This window comes from Litoribrevibacter euphylliae (assembly GCF_042646085.1).
Classification (GTDB): domain Bacteria; phylum Pseudomonadota; class Gammaproteobacteria; order Pseudomonadales; family Litoribrevibacteraceae; genus Litoribrevibacter; species Litoribrevibacter euphylliae.
This window is the reverse complement of the sequence record NZ_JBHRSZ010000004.1, coordinates 100,411-120,749: the sequence shown is the minus strand read 5'-3', so window position 1 is coordinate 120,749 and position 20,339 is coordinate 100,411. Positions and strand designations below refer to the sequence as shown.

Genomic DNA, 20,339 nt, shown 5'->3' with positions numbered 1-20,339 from the left:
TTTATGAACATACCAACATCAAAAACAAACGATTGTCTTAATATGCTCATTGTCGATGATGAACCTGCTATTTTAAGCTCGCTAAAAGGTTTGTTCAGACGCCAATTCAATATAGAAACCGCCGAATCCGGTGAAGAGGCACTGGAACTGATCAAAACCAAAGACTGTGAATGGCACATCGTACTCAGCGACCAACGTATGCCGGGGATTAACGGCTGTGAATTATTGCGTGAAGTACGGGAAAAATTCAGATTTGTGACCAGCGTGTTAATCACAGGCTATACCGACGTTGACGACCTAATAAAGGCCGTAAATGAAGGGCACATCTTTGGCTTTGTTGCAAAACCCTGGAACCCAAGACAACTCAAAGTCATGGTCACCAAAGCCGCTGAATTCACTCAATTCCAACTTCAGGCCAATCAATGCCTAACCGACTTGGCTCATCAGGAACAACGACTCAGTTCCGTTGAAACCGTCAGTAAACAAAGGTTCCTTGAGTTCATTAACTGGCTGGAAATCCATGGAAATTCAGAACAAAAGGAACTTCTGAGTAACTTACACAGACTCGGTGATAAAGCCTGGGACGCCTTACCTTCTTTGATATCCGAGTTCCCTCAGTCCAGGGAGTCAAATGATCATGCATTCCAATGAAGCTCTGCCCGAAGAACTCCTAAAAGAGCGCGCCAAGCTCTACCTTGCTGAAACGGAACAAGAGTCAAAGCAGCTGTTGGGCTACCTGCTTATTTTTCGCTTAGATAATCAGTGGTTTGGTCTGCCAACCAGCAACATTCACGAAACCACTCATTTAAAAAACGGGGTGGTTCTTCCCAGAGTACAAACGGGTGTTCTTGGGTTAATTCAACAACACAGTGGCTTCATTCCCTTGATCGACCTGCACTATTTATTGCACTTACCTTCCATAAAAGTAACGCCCAACCAGTCTCAGAAACTGGTGGTGATGGAAGGAGACAATGGAAACTATGGATTTCTAGTCAATGAATTGTCCACAGTCGAAGCAATCTACGAAAGCTATCTGGTATCCCAAGAAGAGAGCATCGAAGAAAAGTCGACGCAAATGATTAAGTGTTTGCTCGAATTTCCCATCAAAGGAAGCCCTCGAAAAATCATCTGGTTAAAAGAAGACGTTTTGAGCGAATTGGTTGAAGCCGAGCTTTGAACGTATAGGAGGATTTATGGACGCATCTCAAGCAAGCACGACCTGGCCCGCTCATGACACAGAAGAAGATACAGAGCATTTAGACCATGCTATCGAAGAAAAAACAGGACAACATTTGGAAGCCTTACAAAGAGAACTGCAAGGTGATCCGTCTGCCCCAAGCTCTCAACCCAAAGGTTCCAAACCCACGACCATTTCCTCAGGGCCATTGGGTGATTCCCATTTTCGAGAGCCCAGCCGTCAACGTCAGGGGCTGTCGATCGCGGCCAAAATTTCCGGGGGAATGGGCATATTAACGCTGATCATTGTGATTATTTCTACCGTCGCCATCTCCATCATGTCAGAAATACGCTCACAGATGACGAACGTCGTAACACCCGCCGTCAAACAAACCAAGCTTGCCGAACAAATGAGCTTGACCCTGTATGATGCGCTTTTGTTGGAAGAAGATTATCTCAACACCGAGAATGAATTTAAGCTAACCGCGGCCTCTCAAGAACTGGAACGACTTAATTCCTACTTAGCCAGCGCCACCGAACTCGCCAAAGACATTGAAAAGCACAATAACGTCCAGCTGAACAGCTTTTTTACTGAAATGGATCAACTACTCACCAATCACATAAACGACGTTCATGATATAGGAAACGCCATCCAGGCCGCCCGTGAATCTAATCAACAAATCAGAACCGAGACCAATGCAGCTCAAACCCTGTTATTAGGGACGTTAAAAGACTCACGAAACAAGCTCTCTACCACTCTGGAAGACCATTGGATTACATTAAAACGCGCGTCGGTCATTCCACCGGAAAGCATCCTCTTTGGACAAACGCTAACGAGTCTGGAAGAGCGCATTGCCAATATTCAGTTCAATATATTGAGGTACACAAACTCAGATAACCTAATGCAAGCGAACACCATACGCCAGCAAGCCCAAGAACTTATAAGCTCGATCGATCAGGTGCGTACCAATACGCAAGATGAAAGGATTCAACTCATGTTTAGGGACGTAAGAACGGACATCCGTGGTTTTGTAGAAGAGCTTGACCAATCGATCAGACTCATAGAACAAAGAACACTCGAAATTGCTGAGAATGGCGCCTTCATCAAGGAGAAAAAAGCCTCCATGATCGAAAGCGCCAACCTGCTATTAAAAAGTTTTGAAGAAACCAGAAATCGGACCTGGGGACGCATTGAAAACAGCACAGGCACACTCAATGACTTATCTCTGAGCAGTACCTGGATAGTGACAAGCATTGCGCTGCTTGGTGGCTTAATTGGTATTTTGGTATTAGTGTTTGTGCCCCGCCCTATCATTGCAACCGTCCGCGAGCTTCTGACCGCCTCCTCGACCATTGCCAGCGGCAACCTGACCCAGCCGATTGCCAGTAACTCCAGAGACGAACTGGGTGCACTCGCTGATCAGATGGAACAAATGCGTCAAAATCTATTAACGCTGATTTCAGAGGTGTCTGGTGCCGTACTTAATACATCCTCTCTTTCCAACGAGATCATGGCCTCCACTAACCAGCAAGGCTCCTCTAGCACTGAAATGGCCGCCCAGGTCAATCAGGTCAAATCCTCGGTGAATGAACAAGTCTCGTCCATGACAGAGATGAACCAGAGTTTAGAAGGCATCAGTCAATTCGCTCAAAGCTCAACGGAAAAATCCAGTGACAGCGTCGAGCAGGCTCAAATCGCCCTCGAAGGCATGGATAACATTGCTAAAGCCAACGAAGGTGCCAGCCAGCGCATTCAGCTTCTGCGCGAAAAAATCGAAGAGATCAGCAAAGTCTTAACGGTGATCTCGGAAGTTGCAGATCAAACCAACTTACTGTCACTGAATGCCTCCATTGAATCCACCAAAGCCGGCGAATCAGGCAAAGGCTTCAGTGTTGTAGCAGGTGAAATACGTCGACTGGCGGACCGCTCCTTATTAGCCGCCCAGAACATCAACGACATAGTGCATGATATTCAACGAGCCTCCGAATCGGCCGTCATGAGCATGCAAAAGTCGTCTGAGGAAATCAGAGTCGGCTCCGAATCGGTGACCAACACGGTGACTAATTTACGAGAAATCGTTAACAACGTTGCTCAGATCTCCAACCAAACCGAAGACATGACTCGCGTCGTTGGTCAGCAAACAGAAGCGTCCCGAATGATCGGGGACTCCATGCAAAACATTTCCACCGCAACCGACATGTCAGCCGGCGCATCTCAGCAAATCAATAAAGCCATTGCCGAGTTGAACAGCATGGTCGGACAACTTAGAGGGACTGTCGTGCGCTTCAAAACCAGTTAACCGATGTACTCACAGAGCGAGTGACCAAGCATATGGACAAGGTGGCAATCAACGATATGGAGTATTTAACCTGCACAATCCAGGATGAAGGCTACGCCATCGATGTGCATAGTATTCAGGAAATTTTACCCATGATGTGGATACACCGGGTACCCAATGCACCCGACTACCTTGAAGGGATGCTCAATAGGCGAGGCAGCATGATCCCTATTATCGATTTAGCTAAACGCATTGGGCTGGAACGCAATACGTATCCACCACGAACCCGGATCGTGCTTGTGGGTCTCGATCACCTAACCGTGGGTCTGATTATTGATCAGGTGCACGATATTCATAGCTTTGTTGAAGGCGATCATAAAAGCGGCGTATTAAATCAAGAAAAAACACCGTTTCTGCAAGGCGTCTTGGTCAATGGCGATTCCATGATTCAAATATTGATTCCCGACAAGATGCTTTCCAATGATGAGCAAAGTTACTTGATGGAGTTCAGTCATGACAAGTTCTGAGTTCGATGTCTTTGGGATATTTAAAGAGGAAGCCTCCGAACAAATAAAGAAGCTGACTGATGGCTTATTACTGCTCGAAAAAACACCAACCGATATGCCTCTTCTGGCTAACGCCATGCGAGATGCTCACACCCTCAAAGGCGCGGCGCGAGCAATTCGCTTCAATGGCATTAAAGAACTGGCCCATCGGCTTGAAGATCTATTTAATCGAGCCCAAACCGATACGCTCATATTCACAACCGAATTGGTTACTCCCGTTCTCAAAACCCTCGATTTAATACAAGCACTGCTCACCAACGCAGACAAAGAAAACCTACAACAGAAACCGCCCGAAGTAGAACATATGTTAGAGGTTCTAAAGAGCATTCTGGATCATCCAGATCAGCCTGAACTCTGGACGCCAATGATCACTTCAGAGGAAACATCCCCGGCGGTTACAGAGCAACAACCTGAACAAGCGGCTGAACAAGCGGCTGAACAAGCGGCTGAACAAGCAGCCGATACTACAGCCCTGCCACACGTAAAGGCAGCACCGGAAACCACACCACCGGTCAATCAATCCAACTCGGCGATCTTCCAGGTAGAAGCAGCGGCGCTGGATCGCATGTTACGACAAACCGGAGAGCTTAAAGTCACACAGCAGTTGTCCGATGAGTTGGTCAAACAGTTCAAGAGCTATCTTGAGCAAAGCATGCGATTGAACTCGCAGCTGGACAAATTGAATTACAACATTACGGAAGGGCAAGAAGCCCTGTCCTTAAAATCCACCATGGATCAAATCCGCAACACCCAAAAAGTCCTTCAGGAAGCCATTAACCACGGCATGCAGGACATGGAACATCTGTCTAATCAGTTATTCCATACCAGCAATCATCTGGACGAGGAAGTCGTCAACGCGCGTCTTAAAACCCTGGCAGATATTCTGGGGGAATTTCCACGCATGGTGCGAGATCTCGCTTTGGAACACGGTAAAACCGTTGATTTAGAGATCTGTGGTGATGATGTCAAAATCGACAAAACCGTATTGGATGTGATTCGAATTCCCATGCTGCACTTGTTACGTAATGCCGTGGGTCATGGCATTGAACCACCCAATGAGCGCGAGCAACTGAACAAACCGACAACAGGAAAGCTCCTGGTGTCGGCCAATCAATCGGAAGGCCAGATCTTCATCGAAATGCGAGATGACGGACGAGGGATTAATGCCCAAACTATTCGTCAAAAAGTTGTAGAACGAGGCGACCTCACGGAAGAAACAGCGGCCAAGCTTTCTGATGAAGAGTTAATGCAGTTCTTATTTTTACCAGGCTTTTCTACGGCAGAAGAAGTGACCGACCTATCCGGCCGCGGCGTTGGTTTAGACATTGTAAAATCCGAAGTGGAAGCCATCGGCGGAAAAATACAAGTGAACAGTCAGTCCGGTGTATTTACGTCGTTCTTACTGGAATTTCCGGCCACCATCTCACTCACACCGACCTTAGCCGTTGTCGGAGGGAATTCTGAACTCTTTGGGAATCAGATCTATCTTCTTCCAGTTAACCAAATCGTTGGCCTTTACCCTAATCATCGTGAAGATACGCTGCTGGTCGAAGACCGTCAGATGTTCAAATTTAATGACCGTTTTGTTCCCTATTGCGAGTTAAAAACTCTCTTCCTGCAACCCGATGTGCCCAATACCACCAAAAGCCAAACCATGATCGTTCTCGGGACAGCGGGTCAATATGCCGCGTTGCTGGTTGAGGAAGTGCTGCACGAGGAAAACGTCATAGTTCAAGCCTGTGATGCCCGAATTGGCAAACTTCAAGACATCTCCGGTGTTGCCACGTTACGAAACGGTAAAGGCGCATTAATGCTCGACATTCATGACCTGCTCAACACCATTCGGGAAATGAGCCATACGCACGGTGAACACAAGCTACGAACAAAGCACGCAAAACACGACAAACCCACCATCTTGGTCGTAGAAGATTCAGCCACGGTCAGAGAATTAATGAAACAAATGCTCACCGCTAACGGCTATCAGGTGGTCAGTGCCGTGGATGGCCAGGATGGTCTCAATAAATTTGATCAAATTACCGCAGATCTGGTGGTCTCCGACATCGACATGCCCAGATTAAACGGGTTTGAAATGGTGAAACAAATGCGAGCCTCTAAAAAGAATTCCGACGTTCCCATCCTGATGCTGAGCTACAAGGAAAGGGATCAAGACAAGCAAACAGCCTATCGAGTCGGAGCCAATGATTACCTGACCAAAGCGGAGTTCGATAAAGGGGTGATATTACATGCGATTGACAAGCACCTCTCCAAAACACAACAACACTCCGAAAGAGCAATTGCTGTGTAAGTATCCTTATGCACACGTTAGTGCATAACAAACTGGGAACATAAGGCATGCATACTTTGGTATTAACTCAGTTTATAAATTTTATAAAAAGTCGCTACGCATTAGCGTTTACCGAGCAAAATACAACACAATTAACCCTGGCCATTAACAACCGTTGTAAAGCGCTCGGAATAGACAGTCCCGCCGCGTACCTGGATCGCTTAACCACTCAAAAAGACGAAGAAGCCCGATTTATAAATGCGATCACTACCGGCGAAACCTGTTTCTTTCGCTACCCTGAAAGCTACCAACTGTTTCTGAACCAATTTTCAGAAGAGGCCTTACTGACATCAGCGTCTCCAATCTACCGACCAATAAAGATTTTAAACATTGGCTGCTCAACCGGAGAAGAACCCTACACCATTGCCATACTATTGCATCAATCCGGCCATTTAGGTTCCGTACCGATCCAAATCAATGCCTTTGATCTCAATCCACAATCGATTCAGCACGCAAAAAATCGTCTGTATAGCCAAAACGCGTTACGCAATACCAACCCACTGGTGAAACAACTCTACTTTCAAGAACGACCGAATAAACAGTTTGAATTATCCCAAGAAGTCGCCCAGCAAGTGAATTTCTTCAGCATGAATGTGTTCGATTTACCGAATAGCCCACTGATTCAGCACTACGACTTTATCTTCTGTATGAACGTAATGATTTACTTTGATGGCGATACCATTACTCGTCTCATACCAATCATTAAACAATTAATGAACGAACGTAGCAGGCTCTTCTTGGCGCCGACCGATTCGATCATGCCAATCAATGAACAATTTCAAGTCAACCGAACAACACAGGGTTTTTGGTATAGCCTAGCTCAACCGAAACACAAGCAGCATCAAGCTCAACTTAACACGCACGCTCTTAAAGATTTTACACAGCACACGACGAGTACACCGGCTCAGTCGACATTCATTCCACCTCAGTTAAAAGAAGACCGGCCTAAGGCCACTAACAAATCGGACACACTATCGCCGTCAACCAACTTCTTCAAGCTCGGTCTACAAGCCTACGAACAGAAAGCCTATGACCAAGCAGAACAGTATTACCAACAAGGCATTGAACAACAGCAACACCCCACAGAGTGTCATCTGGGTCTGGCAAAACTCTATGCCGATCAAGGTCGTTCAGTACAAGCCGCAGAGCTGGCTGAGTTAGTACTCAGCGCCACCCAACACGATGAAGCCTATTTACTGTTAGGCACACTCAACCTACAGGCCGGTAACTATCACGAAGCAAAGGAACACTTTAAACAGTGCCTAAACCTGAATGCCAACAACCATGAAGCACGCAACTTTCTTTCCATTCTGAATGAATCACCGGAGGCACTATGACACTCCTCACTAAATCTTTATTAGCCATCTTACTGCCGATGTTACTTGTGGTATTTGCAGTAGAACGCGCGACCAGTACGCAATCCCTGTCTTTGGCTGCCATCGCCCTGACTATGATTGTCGCTTATGGCCTTTGGGTCTATCTGTACTTTAAGCACATGGTCAGCAACAAAATCTCAAAGTTACTCAATCTGGTAAGCACGCAAGAAGATTCCCAAGTAGCCCTGGCACAAGCCAACAATGAAGATGAGATCGGACAGTTAAGCGTGGCCGTTCACAGCACGCTACAGCAGCTCAACGCCCTGTCAAATTTACAAGACGAGGTTCAGAAGCGCACCACGAAAATGGAAGCCGTACACTGGATTCAAAGCAGTAAGTCCACGTTGAATGAGGCTATTCAAGGTGAACAAGATCTGGTTGAATTGGCTCAGAATATCCTTAAACAGCTCTCTACCATACTTAACATTCAGGTAGGTGCTCTCTACGGTCTCGCATCGGAAGTTCAAACTCTAAAACTGTTAGCCACCTACGCCTACCCTAAATCCAAGAGCAAAACGCAAACCTTACGGTTCGGAGAGGGTCTGGTCGGGCAAGCAGCCATTGATCAAAAACTAATTGTTGTAAGTGACTTACCCGATAACTACGTACAAGTGTCGTCTTCTTTCGGTGAAGCAACGCCTCGTAATCTGGTAATTCTGCCGATAAAAATTGGGGACGGATTGAATGGCGTACTGGAGCTGGCAGCTTTTGAGCCCTTTAAAGAGATCCACATTGATTTCTTGGAACAGGTGCAGGAAACCATCGGTCTGAGCCTCTACGCCGCCGAATCCCGTGTCGAAATGCAGGTATTGCTGACCCAGTTTGAAATCCAACGAGAAGAAATTGCCGAAGCCAACGAACTTCTGGAAGAGCAAAACCAACAGTTGGAACATCAAGGGGAAGTCATTCAAGAACAAAACCAGGAGCTTGAAAAAGCCAAAGAAGTATTGGAAGAACGTATTGAAGAGCGGACCCGTGAGCTCAGATTACGCTCCGAAGAACTTGAGCAATTTAATGACAAACTTCAACAGTTTGTCCCTGATAAATTCCTGAAAATACTTCATAAGAAAAACATCATTGATGTAAATCCGGGGGATCATGTTGAAAAACGCATGACGGTATTCTTTTCAGACATTCGCTTTTTCACATCCTTGTCTGAGTCCATGACCCCTTCTGAAAACTTCCGATTCATTAACTCCTACTTATCCTTCATGGCCCCCATCATCAAAGATAAAAACGGCATCATCGACAAGTACATCGGAGACGCCATCATGGCCTTGTTTGATAATCCCGACGATGCAGTTCGAGCAGCCATTGCCATGTCTGAAATGCTACTGACCTATAATCAGTATCGCGCCAAATGCGGTTATGTTCCTATCAAACTTGGGTTTGGTATCAACACCGGTGACTTAATGTTAGGTACCGTCGGCGGTGAAATTCGTATGGACAGTACCGTCATTGGCGATACCGTCAATCTCACCGCTCGGATTGAACACCTCACCAAAACCTATGAGACGCCAATATTGATCGGTAGCGACACCTTTATCGGCTTACAAAACAATATCTCTTACTCACTGCGCTACATCGATTGTGTTGTCGTCCGAGGCAAGTCTGAAAACGTGATGTTGTATGAGGTTATTGATGGCGACTTACCTGAACGCCAGAAGAAAAAACTGCAAACTCTGCCCATGTATGAGAAAGGCATCAATGCCTATCAGACCGAAGCCTATATCGAAGCTCTGAGATTCTTCGAGAAATGTTACGAAATAGACCCGGACGACGTTGTCATTCAAATCTATCGTCAACGCTGTTACGGCCATCTTGGTGAAATTCCCAGACCCGCTTTAGCAAGCTAAGTGGAAAGAATCATGGCGTCTCAGGATAGTAAGTCTTCGACACCGGAGCTGCACCTGCTTTTGCTGGGGAAAAACGAAGGCTTCCAAGACTTTGTGCAAACCCGATCTGGCTTACATCCACAACTCAAAGTGGTAGATATGGAAGTTCAGCTTTGGGAAACCCTGAAATACCTAAGTATCCACCTGATTGTGCTGAACATCGAAGCATACGGCGAAGACGGCGTTGAACTGATCATGAAACTCAAACGCCACCCTGGCCACTGCTCCGTTCCTATCCTGCTGCTCGTCGCACCGGATCAACACGCGCTGGTACAGCCTTGCATCGACGCAGGAGCCATTGACTATCTGACCCTGCCCTTGGTTGAATCTCTGGCGATAACACGAATAGAAGCCATCTTTCATAATGAACACAAAATAAAGCAACTGCGAGAAAGTCATCAGGAGTTGCAATTTGCCCATCGTCACCTTCAAGATGAACTCGCCAAAGAAAAGAAAAAGCGGCAAGACCTTGAAGCTGAAACATTGAAATTTCGAGAGCTCTTCCCAGCATGGCAACGTCTGCCCAGACGAGTTCAGGCTGCATTAGGCGAGTTTTTATCCGCCTTTAGTAAACTCTCAAAACATTCCAGCCCAGAACTGCATCAGATTTTTATTGAAATCACCCATCACTATTGCGACATCCTCGGAGAAGCATTCGACTTCAACCAATTGGCGAACATCCCCAATACCGTCACCAACCAGTCCCGATTAAATCTGTTACGTCACGCACCATTATTCAAAGGCTTAAGTAATTACGATCTGATGATGCTGGCAAATAATATGACGGAGCTCAGCATTGAACCGAATACCAATATTCTGACGCAAGGCGAATCGTTTGATCATGTGCACTTGATTGCCTCGGGAACCGTCGAAGTTTGGATCAATCACGAACTGATTACTCATGGTGGCGTCGGTGATCTCTTTGGTGAACGTCACGTCATCAGCTCTGAAAGCAAAGCTCAAAATACCGTCCGGACGATCGAAGCCTGCCAAACATTAGCCATTGAAAAGGACACCTTTTACAAAATCATCATTCGTATTCCTAAACTTTGGCGGAACCTGTTCCAGCAAAAGTCGACCCAATTGAAAATTGCCAATCAACGGATCAGTGAATTGCTGCAACACTTCTCTCAAGGCCTGTTGAAAGTCGATCCGAAAGGCGTCATTACCAAAGAGTTTTCAAGAAAATGCTGCGAGCTGTTCAACAGCTCACAACTGCTTGGCAAACCCGCAGACGACTGCCTGTTTGTTGATGATCCCAAGCACATCGACGAGTTTTCTACCTTGTATCCATTATTCTTCCAAACAGACCATGCGATGGATTTTGAAGAAATCGCAAACCTATTGCCTGAAGCAACCAAATTCATGGATGCGCAAGGCAATCTCAGAGAGTACAGTCTGTCCTACTACCCTTGTGTAGATCTCCACGATCACATCAATTACGTCGATATTGGTATTGAAGACGTAACCCATGCACGAGAGCTGGCTCGGAAAAACGTGCTTCTTGAACAAGAAAAACGGCGTATGCGGGTTCTCTACGATAATCCAGAGCATTTTCTGAGATTGCTGAATCTTGTCGAAGAAATCCAAGACGCAGAAATTCAAGACACCCTCCATAAGTTGGCGACCCAAGGCACAGTAACCAGTCAAACCGGGCCGCAGTTAGAAGAAACTCAACGACAACTGCATACCCTAAAAGGGATGTGCGGGATGTTGGAACAAGAAGCACTTCAAAGCAGCTGTCATCAACTTGAACATTGTCTTGGACAGATGACTCAGGAAGACACCAAACACGATTCCTCCTCTACCGGTTCCTTTAACGACAATCAGGCCTTCGACGAGTGTTGGCAGCAATTCTTAAGCGACTGCGATTCGATCCGACACATTTTGGACGGTCTGGGTAGTGAATTAAAAACACGACTGCTTGGCATCGTGCTTACCAAAGACGGTTTCGAGCACTTAAAAACAGCAATCAAAGACAAGAACTGGCAACGAGCGACTCGAGTAATCGAAACCTTTGATTCTGTGCCCGCTAAAACCTTGATTCGAAAATGGTCAAATGAAGCACAACGCCTGGCTGAATCACAAGGCAAACGGGTTCAGGTCAGAGCCGAAGGCGAGGCCGTTCGAATCTCCCGCCGCTTGTTTGATCAGCTTGAGGCCTCGCTGATTCACGTATTAAGAAACTGCATCACGCATGGGCTTGAATCACCGACGGAACGAGAGCAAGCCGACAAACCATCCAGCGGTCAAATTGTTTTCCGCTGCTTACAAAAGAATGATCAGATAGAAATTGAAATCAGCGATGATGGCTACGGCATTCGTTGGGAAGAAATCATCCATAAAGCCACCCATGATCCAAACCTTAATCAACAACTGATCACGGAATACCTCGACGCCGATCAGCCATGGAAAATCCTTTTCCTCCCCGGTTTCAGTAACACCGTAGAAGCGACGGCTCTGGCCGGACGAGGCTTTGGCTTAAATGCATTAAAAACGAAAGTCACGGAAGAAGGCGGGGATATTTTGGTCAAAAGCGCTCCGAATCAAGGAACCACCTTCATTCTTGTTTTTCCGGCCTATTCAACCACCGTTGACTCAAACGAGCGCCTAACATCGGATGCAGCCATTTGAATGATTCACAACAAATTAAGCTCTGAATAAGAACACCCCACGCAAACGACGGAACGACGGAACGACAACAAGGACACGCTAACGGAGAAGACTAACAACCGACTTTCGCGAGATTGATGAAATGCATCGAGCGATATTGGAGAATACAGTAATGAACAAATCCACCGACTTACATATCCTGGTCGTCGACGACTGTTCAACCATGCGTTGGACACTGATTAATATTTTGCAAGACGCAGGCTATACCAATGTACATGAATCCGTGGATGGTCATGCCGCATTAGAGCTGTTGAGAACACGCGACATTGATCTAGTAATTAGCGATTGGAAAATGCCAAATATGAATGGCCTGGATTTATTGAAGCAGATTCGTTCCACACAGAAGCTGGCTAATATCCCGGTACTGATGCTGACCTCAGAAAGCTCCAAAGAACAAATCATTGATGCCATTAAATCCGGTGCAAATGGCTATTTATTCAAACCGTTTCAAGCGAACGCCATTCTTTCTAAGCTTGAACGCTTTTCACAAAAACAAGGGTGAAAAATATTAAAGCGCCTCGAACTGTTTTACTTGCAGTGCACATGAAACAGTTCGGGGTCGGAATGAGTAGCAATGGCTAGATGTATTAGCTCAGACTAACCAAATTGCGCCCACAACCGATCAAACTCTGTGGTAAAACGATCCAAAACCCGAACATCCCCGCTGACCACAATGTTCTCTTGGTTATAACGCGAAGCACTGCGCGTCCAATTAAAACTGCCATTGAGCAGCGTTGCTCGATCAAACAGCGCAAATTTATGGTGCATGTGATTGTCGGTTCGATCCATACGAACCGGCACCCCTTTATTGCTCAACATATCGACATCACTACCCAGATCATTGGACTTATCGTTATCCGTAATGATACGAACCTCGATGCCTCTTTGATGCGCCTTCAGAATGGCATTACTCAAACTGTCATCAGAAATAGTAAACACACAGATTTCAATGGAGCGTCTTGCGTTTTGACAAAGATCGAGAATCTTACGACGACACTCATCGCCTGGGCTAAAATGGGCACTGCTTTCAACGGTGGTCGGGTTATCCGCAGAGTCGATGGTTTTTACGACTTTCTCTAACCATTTGAACACGGATAACGTCAACTCGGGATCATTCCGCACTTCATCTTTGGCCAAAGCAAAGGCTTTATTTCGTAGAAAACGCCCTTCTTCCACCGACAGCATTGGCACCATGCTACGAAGCTCGGCTTTCTCAGTGTTATCTAACTTGGTGTCTTGTAACGCTTCGATCAACCAAGCCTCTAATTCCTTGATACGCATTTACTTTTCCTTTAATTGAATTCCTTTAACTGAATCCCTATAACTGAAGGATTGGCCCCCGGCTTAATCGTAGGAGGTCACTAAAAATTGCTTAATGTCTTCTCTGCTCTGGTGCTGATCTAACCATTGCTTGAATTGCTCAACACGATCAAAGTCTTCATCCCCCATCATGTCGACGTATCGTTGCTTCACAAGGTTATACATGCGTTCTTTTCTGATGTTGCGTTGCCAAGATTCGGTGAAAATCTTCGGCAGCTGACCGTGCAATTCCAGTTGTTTTAATAAACGCCATTCACCCTGATCCAACCAGGCTTCATCACAATGGCTGCACAGATCCAATTGATTGGCGGTCATCAAACCAATCTTAAACTTGGTCATCAATCGAGCGCACTTCGGACACACCATCGCCTTCTCTTCAGTGGCCTCAGGTACATCCACGGATACACTTTCTTCATTTACCTCATTGGAAAGCTCCGAATTCTGAGCCCAAAAGCGGTAGTTGATTAACGATAACAAAGCACCGTCACATTGCTGACAAGATCCAGCAATAAGGCCTGTTTCGAGTTGTTTAGGTTCTAAATCAGAACCATGACACGCAGGACATTTCATACGTTTTTCCTGTTTTCTTTCTTATATCCCATTATTTAAACTTGGCTTTCTTAGTCTTTCAGCTTCTTTCTTAACGGCTTGAGCGTACTCAACCAGGCTGCAAAGGCACCAGCGACGGCACCAAACAAGTGAGACTCAAAAGACACATCACTCGATTGCGGCAACATGCCAAACACCATACCGCCGTAAAACAGAATGACCAACATCGCGATCACGATGTTAATCAAACGCCGATCAAACCAAGCCAGAGAAATACTGAGGCTCCACAGCCCAAATATCCAACCGCTGGCACCAATGTGATTGGCAGGTCGCCCGAACAACCACACTAACAACCCAGTCACCAACACAATGATAAAGCTGCTGAACCAAAACAGTCGTACTGAACGGATCAAACACAACCAGCTGAACACCACGATACCAACTAAGTTATTAAGTAAATGACTGAACGAACCATGTACCCAAGGGGCAGTAAAGATATGATGAAGCCGATCGAGCTCTCTGGGTTGAATCCCATACTGAAATAAAGCGCCGTTTAAGAGCACGTTGGCTATGTGGCTGCCAATAAGGCAAGCGCACAATAAGCCAACGATTTTGACCTTCTTGATCAGAAGCGTACTTAACTTGCGTGCCATATGCTCCTCAAGACAGCCATATGTCGATCACAATTCAAGACAGTCATACGCCGATCACACTTCATACGTCGATCACGCTACAAACATTAGTTCGGATCATCCGCTGATGGGAATTCAGATTCCAATTGTTGTAATTGATCCTGAATGGCCTGCATTTTTTCATGCGTCATCAGCTCGTATTCCATACGTTGATTCATACCACGAACCAGCGGGAAAATGCCTTTTCTCAGGGTGAACGCAAGGACTCTCAGTACTTTATTCACATCCGGGTCAGGCTGATGAACAATCTCAACACTTGGCATTTCAACAGGTGCTTGAGCCTGTGGCTGCGTTTGAACCACACTGCCAGCTTCTGCCAACAAATCACCAATACGAATCAAAGATTTATTAATGACATCCAACTGAGCTACCTGAGCCTCGTTTGGTTGCTCTGCCGATGTCTGATCCGCAAACGAGGTTGCCGCCGTCTGAGCCGACAAGCCAAGCTGCTTAACGCCATCCACAAGATCCACCAACTGAGCCACAACCTTGCCACCTACGTCAGCATCATCGCCACCCATGGCTTTGTTGCGCTGGAAGTCTTTCTTGATTTGTGTCCAACGGGCTTGCTCTTCTTCGGTCATATTGCCGCGTAATTCCGCCAACTTAAGCAGGTTTTCTTCTGCGCCGTTAGTAAGTAACTGCGATTCACCGAGGTAGTGATCCGAAATCATCTGAAGCAGTTCGGCATCGTTCATCACCGACGATACTTTCTCGGCCATCTTGTTCATGTTTCGGTAACTCCCTTGCAACTTGAAGGAAGGTTCCGTTCGATAAACATCGTCTTGCGCCGCCGAGGCAATGTACTGCTGGTTGATCTTGAGAACGACATCCTGGATCTTGAACAGCTTTTTAAGTACTCCGGTGATTTCACCAATTTCGGCACCACTGTATTGGTGACTAAGATCGGTAGACGCCACGTTCTGGCCTTGTGCCATTTTCACCAGTTTATAGACATCGTCCATTTCTCTGGTCGCCAACGGTGCCAACACAGGGTTCGAGGTCAAACTGTTCTCGATATAACTGAGTGCGAAGACCTCTTCCATGCCACCCAGAATATCACCCAGGTTATAAATATCGGCACGGTTAGCCAGCATGTCAGGTACTCTGAAGGCTTCACCGGTTTCCGTATACGGGTTACCCGCCATGACCACACAGAACTTCTTACCGCGCATATCATAGGTTTTCGGCTTCCCTTTCCAAACCCCTTCAATACGTCGCGTACCATCACACAAGGAAATAAACTTCTGCAAAAACTCCGGGTCTGTGTGCTGAATATCATCAAGATACAGCATCACGTTATTACCCATTTCCAAGCCTAAGTTAAGCTTTTCCAGCTCCTGTCGAGCCGTTGCGTTTGGTGCCTGTTCAGGGTCCAGAGATAACACATCATGGCCTAACGACGGACAATTGATCTTCATGAAAATCAAACCAAGTCGGTTTGCCACATATTCCATCAAGGTGGTTTTACCGTAACCCGGAGGCGAGATCATCATCAACAAGCCCATCAGGTCGGTACGTTTGTTTTCACCGACGGTCCCCATCTGTTTCGCCAGGTTGTCACCAATCAAAGGCAGATAGGATTCATTGATCAAACGGTTCCGAACAAAAGAACTCAAAGGCTTAGGTTTAAAGGATTCTAAACGCAGTGCTTCACGTTCTTCTTCGATGATGTGTTGTCTCAGATCCAGGTATTGATGATACCCCGCAACCACACGATATTTGTGATCGTCTAAACGCTGAATAAATTCATCCAAAGCAAAGGATAATGTCTGACTGTCGATCCTTGGGTGATCCCCCAACAAGCCTGTAATTTTCAGTTCGACATCGGCCTCAGTAGGACGACGCTCAATGCGGCCATCCGCATTAATCAAAGCCACGGCTTCAGGGATGTAGCGCTCTAAATGCGCTAACTCTTTACCTTTTACCAACGCCGACAACCAAGAAGCACTTAATGACCAACGCGCTGCCACTTGCCCTTTCAGCTTCTGCAATGACGCTTGGTACTTCTTCCAAGACGCATCGTCCATGCTCCGTTTGAGATCATCCACCAGCGCTTGCGCATACTTACTGGAAATGAAATCCAAACGATCACGACTGAGCTCTGCAACCAAATATTCAGCAGCACGTTCTAAGTCTCGCTGCGAAAACTCAATTGGATGATGCTCGTAGAAGATTTCCAAACACTGATGAATTTCTGCATTCAGTAAACGAATGGCTTGATCATTGTTGAATATGGTTTGCATGGACGCGGCCGATTGAGCGCGCTCGTGCCAACCATTGGATGTTTCTTTAATCGCAGAAAGATCCGCTTCAGCTTGGCGATCCAGATGCTGAATGTTGGCCCAGAATATTTGAGCCAAAGCTCGACATTGCGGATCAAATTTCAACAAGTCGGCACTGTCCAAAGCAGGTACTAACTGTTTCAGAATCAAAGTCGCATCGTGATCGTGAATGCCTTTTTCATAGCCTTCTTTGTAGCGAGGCGTGGCAAAACTACGAACCAGCTTCAGTAGTTTCTGATCGTCCAACAAGGCATCATTCAGCTGGTCAAACGTTGCTTCTTCACCTATTTCACACGCTTTTAGGATCAGATACGCCAGATATTCTGCACGGTAGACATCCGGGGTTTCTGACTCCAACGTCATGTCCCAATAGGCTTTAAGCGACTGAAGCTCTGTTCTCTCCAAAGGCTCGAAGAAATCCGTTCCTGTAAGGTGAGCATTCAGCACACCATCACGCGGAATGATGGTTAAATCCAATTCCTGAGTATTAACACTGAACCTGTGACGAGGGCCCAGTTTGATGACATTACCGCCCTCTTCATAGATATCGGTCTTGTCACGTAGCGATCGCAACGCTTGTTCTTTGATGGCCTTAAAGCGAGACTCAACATCATCCGCTTTAACCGCGCTGTCCAGTTCACGTAAGCGCTCAACCATTTCACGGGTTTTCAACACCAGCGCATCGGAAGCGAAATAGGTATTGAGCTCATCGGCATCGGTGAACTTGAACGAACGACGTTCAATGCTGGCTAGAATCCGGCCAGCTGCGTCCACCACACTTTGCGCCTTACGTTGACGCTCATCCAACAGCTGTTGTTTGTGGGACTCGAAAGACTCATACACTTCCTCACGTTTTGACATGATGTCGGCAAGGAACTGATCGAATTCACTGAACTGGCTTTCAAGTTCTTCCAATTGAACCAGCAAACGAGATAACTGTTCATCACATCTCTCGGGCGTGGTCGCCATGCTCAGCGCATTGGCAATACTCTGCGAAAACAATTTGAACTGAGCACCAAACTGAGCCGTCGCCTCTTCCGAACCTAGGTTCTTCTGTTTATGACGCGCTGCCGCTTTGCTCTGGTTTAACTTGGAGTAGACTTCCGAAATCGAATCAACAATGCGCGTACGAACCGTGGTGTCCTGAACCTTTAAGGTGGCCATCAGTTCAGACAGCAAATCCAATCCAGACGCGGTTGATTCTAACGTCTCGATTAATGGATCTAAGGTGGCATTACTCTCCGCCTTTTCAACGTCTTTGTTGATCTCATCTATTTTCGATAAGTAAGGGGTTAATGATTCTTCATCCGATAAGAAAGTAACTGTTTCTTCACTGACGCGCTCTTGCGCTTCAACAAGTTGTTGTTCAAGCGTTTCAATGCGTGAAAGGTCTATGTAGCGGTATTCCTTGATGGTGGTCAGATGACCACGCTGATGACGTAAGCGATCTAATGCTTCAACGTATTGCTCTGCCGTTTCCCAGTTTTCAGGACGCAGAGACTGTAAAATTTCAGTCTGAGTCGCTTCAGCTTCGTTCATTGATTGCTGAGACTGACGTCGAATACTCTCTACTTTTTCAAACTCGTCGATGACCAATTCCGACGTTTTCGAGACTTCTTTAAGCAGTAATGCAACAGAGGCATCACTCTCACCGTCAGGACGGTAATCTTCAATCCAATAATGGCTGTCGAAGACTTTATTCGCAGATTTAGTCAGCTCTTCGTACATACGAACTGACACCGACTGGTTATCAATCAATCGGCAAATACTGTATAAATCAGAGACGCCTCGAACCAACGCCGAGTTACCAATACGACCAAAGAAGGTCTGGCTTACCTCTGTTTGACTCGCATATTCTTGACTGACAAATGGCGTTTCCCAAATTTGCATCGGATGCACGCGCGTAGGCTCTTGCTCCGCCGAGAACACCACCAGCTTGCCATCGTCAAACAAAGCATATCCATGGCCATAAATTGGGTTCTGTAATGCTTTACTAATTAAGTTGTAAGCAAACAATCCAAACGTGCCGCTGTCCTGCTCATAAAACACATAAAGAACATCTTCGCCGTTGGGTGAACGAATTGCTCGCTTGAACTTCAGAGATTGAGATTCAGTGTCAATCAGCTCCAAATCGAAGCTCTTATATTCCCCAGTCTGCAAGTAATAACCACCAGGAAATATAATCCCGTGATCTTCTGGTAATTGAACGCATGACTGACCAATGGCATCAATTCTTAGTACTTCCTCAGTCAAACCATTAAACACTAAATAGCGACTGGTGGTTTCACGATAAGGTAATACTTTTAATAAGATTAATTCGCCCAACTGAGCATACTGTATGCTCGCATCGTCCAAAGACTGGGTCTTATCTTCTACCGGCTCCCGATAGATACCTAAGCCATCTTCCGTGTTGTTTTCAATCTTAACGGTGAGATCACCGCCCACTGTTTCCACAAACACTCGATCAAGAATATTAATGTGTGGATGACGACCATTGACCGTATCTTCACGGGTCGTTTCGATCCACTCAAAATCATAGGCTGGTGGCAACTGGATATCACGTTCACCGCGATTATCTATATATCGAATGTCCTTGCCATCAGCCGAAACGGACCAACGAAATACCCGAATATCTTCGAGACGTTCCCCGATTTGAAAACCAGCCAGTAACTTACCGTCTTTAACGGTTAACTGAACAAGTTTGGTGTGCTTGTAGTAGCGATAGAGTTCATCAAAATCGCTGACAAAAGACGATTCAGCCAGAAAACTGTCAGCGTTATCGACGCTTTCCAGATCGTACTCTTCTCCTTCGCCTTTTAAGCGAAACAGGGTGAATACATCCTCGATTTTGGTTTCTTTCTTCAAGCCCAGAAAGACGTTATAGCCGAACAATAAAAAGTCGCCGACCTGAACCATATCCCGAGCAACGCTGTTATTCTCAGTACGAATACGCACCCGAGAGGCCACTTTCATATCAGAGCTACCGAACTCTGTTAATCGAGCGTCATTCAGCGTTTGGGTTTGTTGATAGAGTTTTTTTCCTTGATCGGTTAAGCGCTTTCGAATGACCTCGTAAGCACCACCTTGTGCAACGGCCGACTCAACATGGCTGCTGCCGTCTTCTGATGTCTGATTGCCAGATGAAAGAGATTGATCCTGCTGCACCATCGTTAATTCCTTCACT

13 protein-coding genes are annotated in these 20,339 nt (G+C 46.2%); 9 read left to right on the top strand and 4 right to left on the bottom strand.

The genetic code is table 11. The features are described 5' to 3' along the window. The first annotated feature begins 3 nt into the window (after nucleotides 1-3). The 9 genes from ACFOEK_RS08060 (at nucleotide 4) to ACFOEK_RS08020 (ending at nucleotide 12,811) form a co-directional block, all read left to right on the top strand. Nucleotides 4-651, top strand: coding sequence for a response regulator (locus tag ACFOEK_RS08060; RefSeq protein WP_386718896.1), 648 nt, complete (start codon nucleotides 4-6; stop codon nucleotides 649-651). Further along, the gene (locus tag ACFOEK_RS08055; RefSeq protein ID WP_386718893.1) at nucleotides 638-1,177 is read left to right on the top strand and encodes a chemotaxis protein CheW; all 540 of its coding nucleotides are present in this window, start codon (nucleotides 638-640) and stop codon (nucleotides 1,175-1,177) included. The genes ACFOEK_RS08060 and ACFOEK_RS08055 overlap by 14 nt, the downstream gene beginning before the upstream one ends. A gap of 16 nt (nucleotides 1,178-1,193) precedes the next feature. Further along, entirely contained in the window at nucleotides 1,194-3,476 is a 2,283-nt protein-coding gene (locus ACFOEK_RS08050) for a methyl-accepting chemotaxis protein (RefSeq protein ID WP_386718890.1), read from the top strand. 32 nt (nucleotides 3,477-3,508) lie between these two features. Further along, nucleotides 3,509-3,982 carry a chemotaxis protein CheW gene (locus ACFOEK_RS08045; RefSeq protein WP_386718887.1) on the top strand — a complete coding sequence of 158 codons (474 nt, stop codon included), beginning with the start codon at nucleotides 3,509-3,511 and terminating at the stop codon, nucleotides 3,980-3,982. Further along, nucleotides 3,969-6,326 (top strand): response regulator, encoded by a 2,358-nt coding sequence (locus ACFOEK_RS08040; protein ID WP_386718884.1) that lies wholly within the window; start codon nucleotides 3,969-3,971, stop codon nucleotides 6,324-6,326. The genes ACFOEK_RS08045 and ACFOEK_RS08040 overlap by 14 nt, the downstream gene beginning before the upstream one ends. A 47-nt stretch (nucleotides 6,327-6,373) precedes the next feature. Then, a complete protein-coding gene (locus ACFOEK_RS08035; RefSeq protein ID WP_386718881.1) occupies nucleotides 6,374-7,702 on the top strand; it encodes a CheR family methyltransferase in 1,329 nt (442 codons plus the stop codon). Continuing rightward, complete coding sequence (locus ACFOEK_RS08030) at nucleotides 7,699-9,597, top strand: adenylate/guanylate cyclase domain-containing protein (RefSeq protein ID WP_386718878.1); 1,899 nt, start codon at nucleotides 7,699-7,701, stop codon at nucleotides 9,595-9,597. Before ACFOEK_RS08035 ends, ACFOEK_RS08030 begins: the two co-directional genes overlap by 4 nt. Before the next feature lie 12 nt (nucleotides 9,598-9,609). Then, entirely contained in the window at nucleotides 9,610-12,270 is a 2,661-nt protein-coding gene (locus ACFOEK_RS08025; RefSeq protein ID WP_386718876.1) for an ATP-binding protein, read from the top strand. Nucleotides 12,271-12,421: 151 nt separating this feature from the next. Continuing rightward, complete coding sequence (locus ACFOEK_RS08020) at nucleotides 12,422-12,811, top strand: response regulator (protein WP_386718873.1); 390 nt, start codon at nucleotides 12,422-12,424, stop codon at nucleotides 12,809-12,811. Between the two features lie 95 nt (nucleotides 12,812-12,906). Here ACFOEK_RS08020 and ACFOEK_RS08015 read toward each other — a convergent pair whose 3' ends face one another. The 4 genes from ACFOEK_RS08015 to ACFOEK_RS08000 form a co-directional block, all read right to left on the bottom strand. Next, nucleotides 12,907-13,590, bottom strand: coding sequence for a phospholipase D-like domain-containing protein (locus ACFOEK_RS08015; protein ID WP_386718870.1), 684 nt, complete (start codon nucleotides 13,588-13,590; stop codon nucleotides 12,907-12,909). 63 nt (nucleotides 13,591-13,653) lie between these two features. Continuing rightward, entirely contained in the window at nucleotides 13,654-14,199 is a 546-nt protein-coding gene (locus ACFOEK_RS08010) for a hypothetical protein (protein ID WP_386718867.1), read from the bottom strand. Between the two features lie 50 nt (nucleotides 14,200-14,249). Then, a complete protein-coding gene (locus ACFOEK_RS08005) occupies nucleotides 14,250-14,831 on the bottom strand; it encodes a rhomboid family intramembrane serine protease (protein ID WP_386718864.1) in 582 nt (193 codons plus the stop codon). Between the two features lie 86 nt (nucleotides 14,832-14,917). After that, nucleotides 14,918-20,323, bottom strand: coding sequence for a DNA repair ATPase (locus ACFOEK_RS08000; RefSeq protein ID WP_386718861.1), 5,406 nt, complete (start codon nucleotides 20,321-20,323; stop codon nucleotides 14,918-14,920). Nucleotides 20,324-20,339 lie beyond the last annotated feature (16 nt).

What these genes read in the sequence shown, in the direction of transcription:
- ACFOEK_RS08010 (WP_386718867.1), bottom strand. Translation starts at nt 14,199, where the DNA reads ATGAAATGTCCTGCGTGTCATGGTTCTGATTTAGAACCTAAACAACTC.
- ACFOEK_RS08050 (WP_386718890.1), top strand. Translation starts at nt 1,194, where the DNA reads ATGGACGCATCTCAAGCAAGCACGACCTGGCCCGCTCATGACACAGAA.
- ACFOEK_RS08020 (WP_386718873.1), top strand. Translation starts at nt 12,422, where the DNA reads ATGAACAAATCCACCGACTTACATATCCTGGTCGTCGACGACTGTTCA.
- ACFOEK_RS08040 (WP_386718884.1), top strand. Translation starts at nt 3,969, where the DNA reads ATGACAAGTTCTGAGTTCGATGTCTTTGGGATATTTAAAGAGGAAGCC.
- ACFOEK_RS08025 (WP_386718876.1), top strand. Translation starts at nt 9,610, where the DNA reads ATGGCGTCTCAGGATAGTAAGTCTTCGACACCGGAGCTGCACCTGCTT.
- ACFOEK_RS08000 (WP_386718861.1), bottom strand. Translation starts at nt 20,323, where the DNA reads ATGGTGCAGCAGGATCAATCTCTTTCATCTGGCAATCAGACATCAGAA.
- ACFOEK_RS08055 (WP_386718893.1), top strand. Translation starts at nt 638, where the DNA reads ATGCATTCCAATGAAGCTCTGCCCGAAGAACTCCTAAAAGAGCGCGCC.
- ACFOEK_RS08015 (WP_386718870.1), bottom strand. Translation starts at nt 13,590, where the DNA reads ATGCGTATCAAGGAATTAGAGGCTTGGTTGATCGAAGCGTTACAAGAC.
- ACFOEK_RS08045 (WP_386718887.1), top strand. Translation starts at nt 3,509, where the DNA reads ATGGACAAGGTGGCAATCAACGATATGGAGTATTTAACCTGCACAATC.
- ACFOEK_RS08030 (WP_386718878.1), top strand. Translation starts at nt 7,699, where the DNA reads ATGACACTCCTCACTAAATCTTTATTAGCCATCTTACTGCCGATGTTA.
- ACFOEK_RS08060 (WP_386718896.1), top strand. Translation starts at nt 4, where the DNA reads ATGAACATACCAACATCAAAAACAAACGATTGTCTTAATATGCTCATT.
- ACFOEK_RS08005 (WP_386718864.1), bottom strand. Translation starts at nt 14,831, where the DNA reads ATGGCACGCAAGTTAAGTACGCTTCTGATCAAGAAGGTCAAAATCGTT.
- ACFOEK_RS08035 (WP_386718881.1), top strand. Translation starts at nt 6,374, where the DNA reads ATGCATACTTTGGTATTAACTCAGTTTATAAATTTTATAAAAAGTCGC.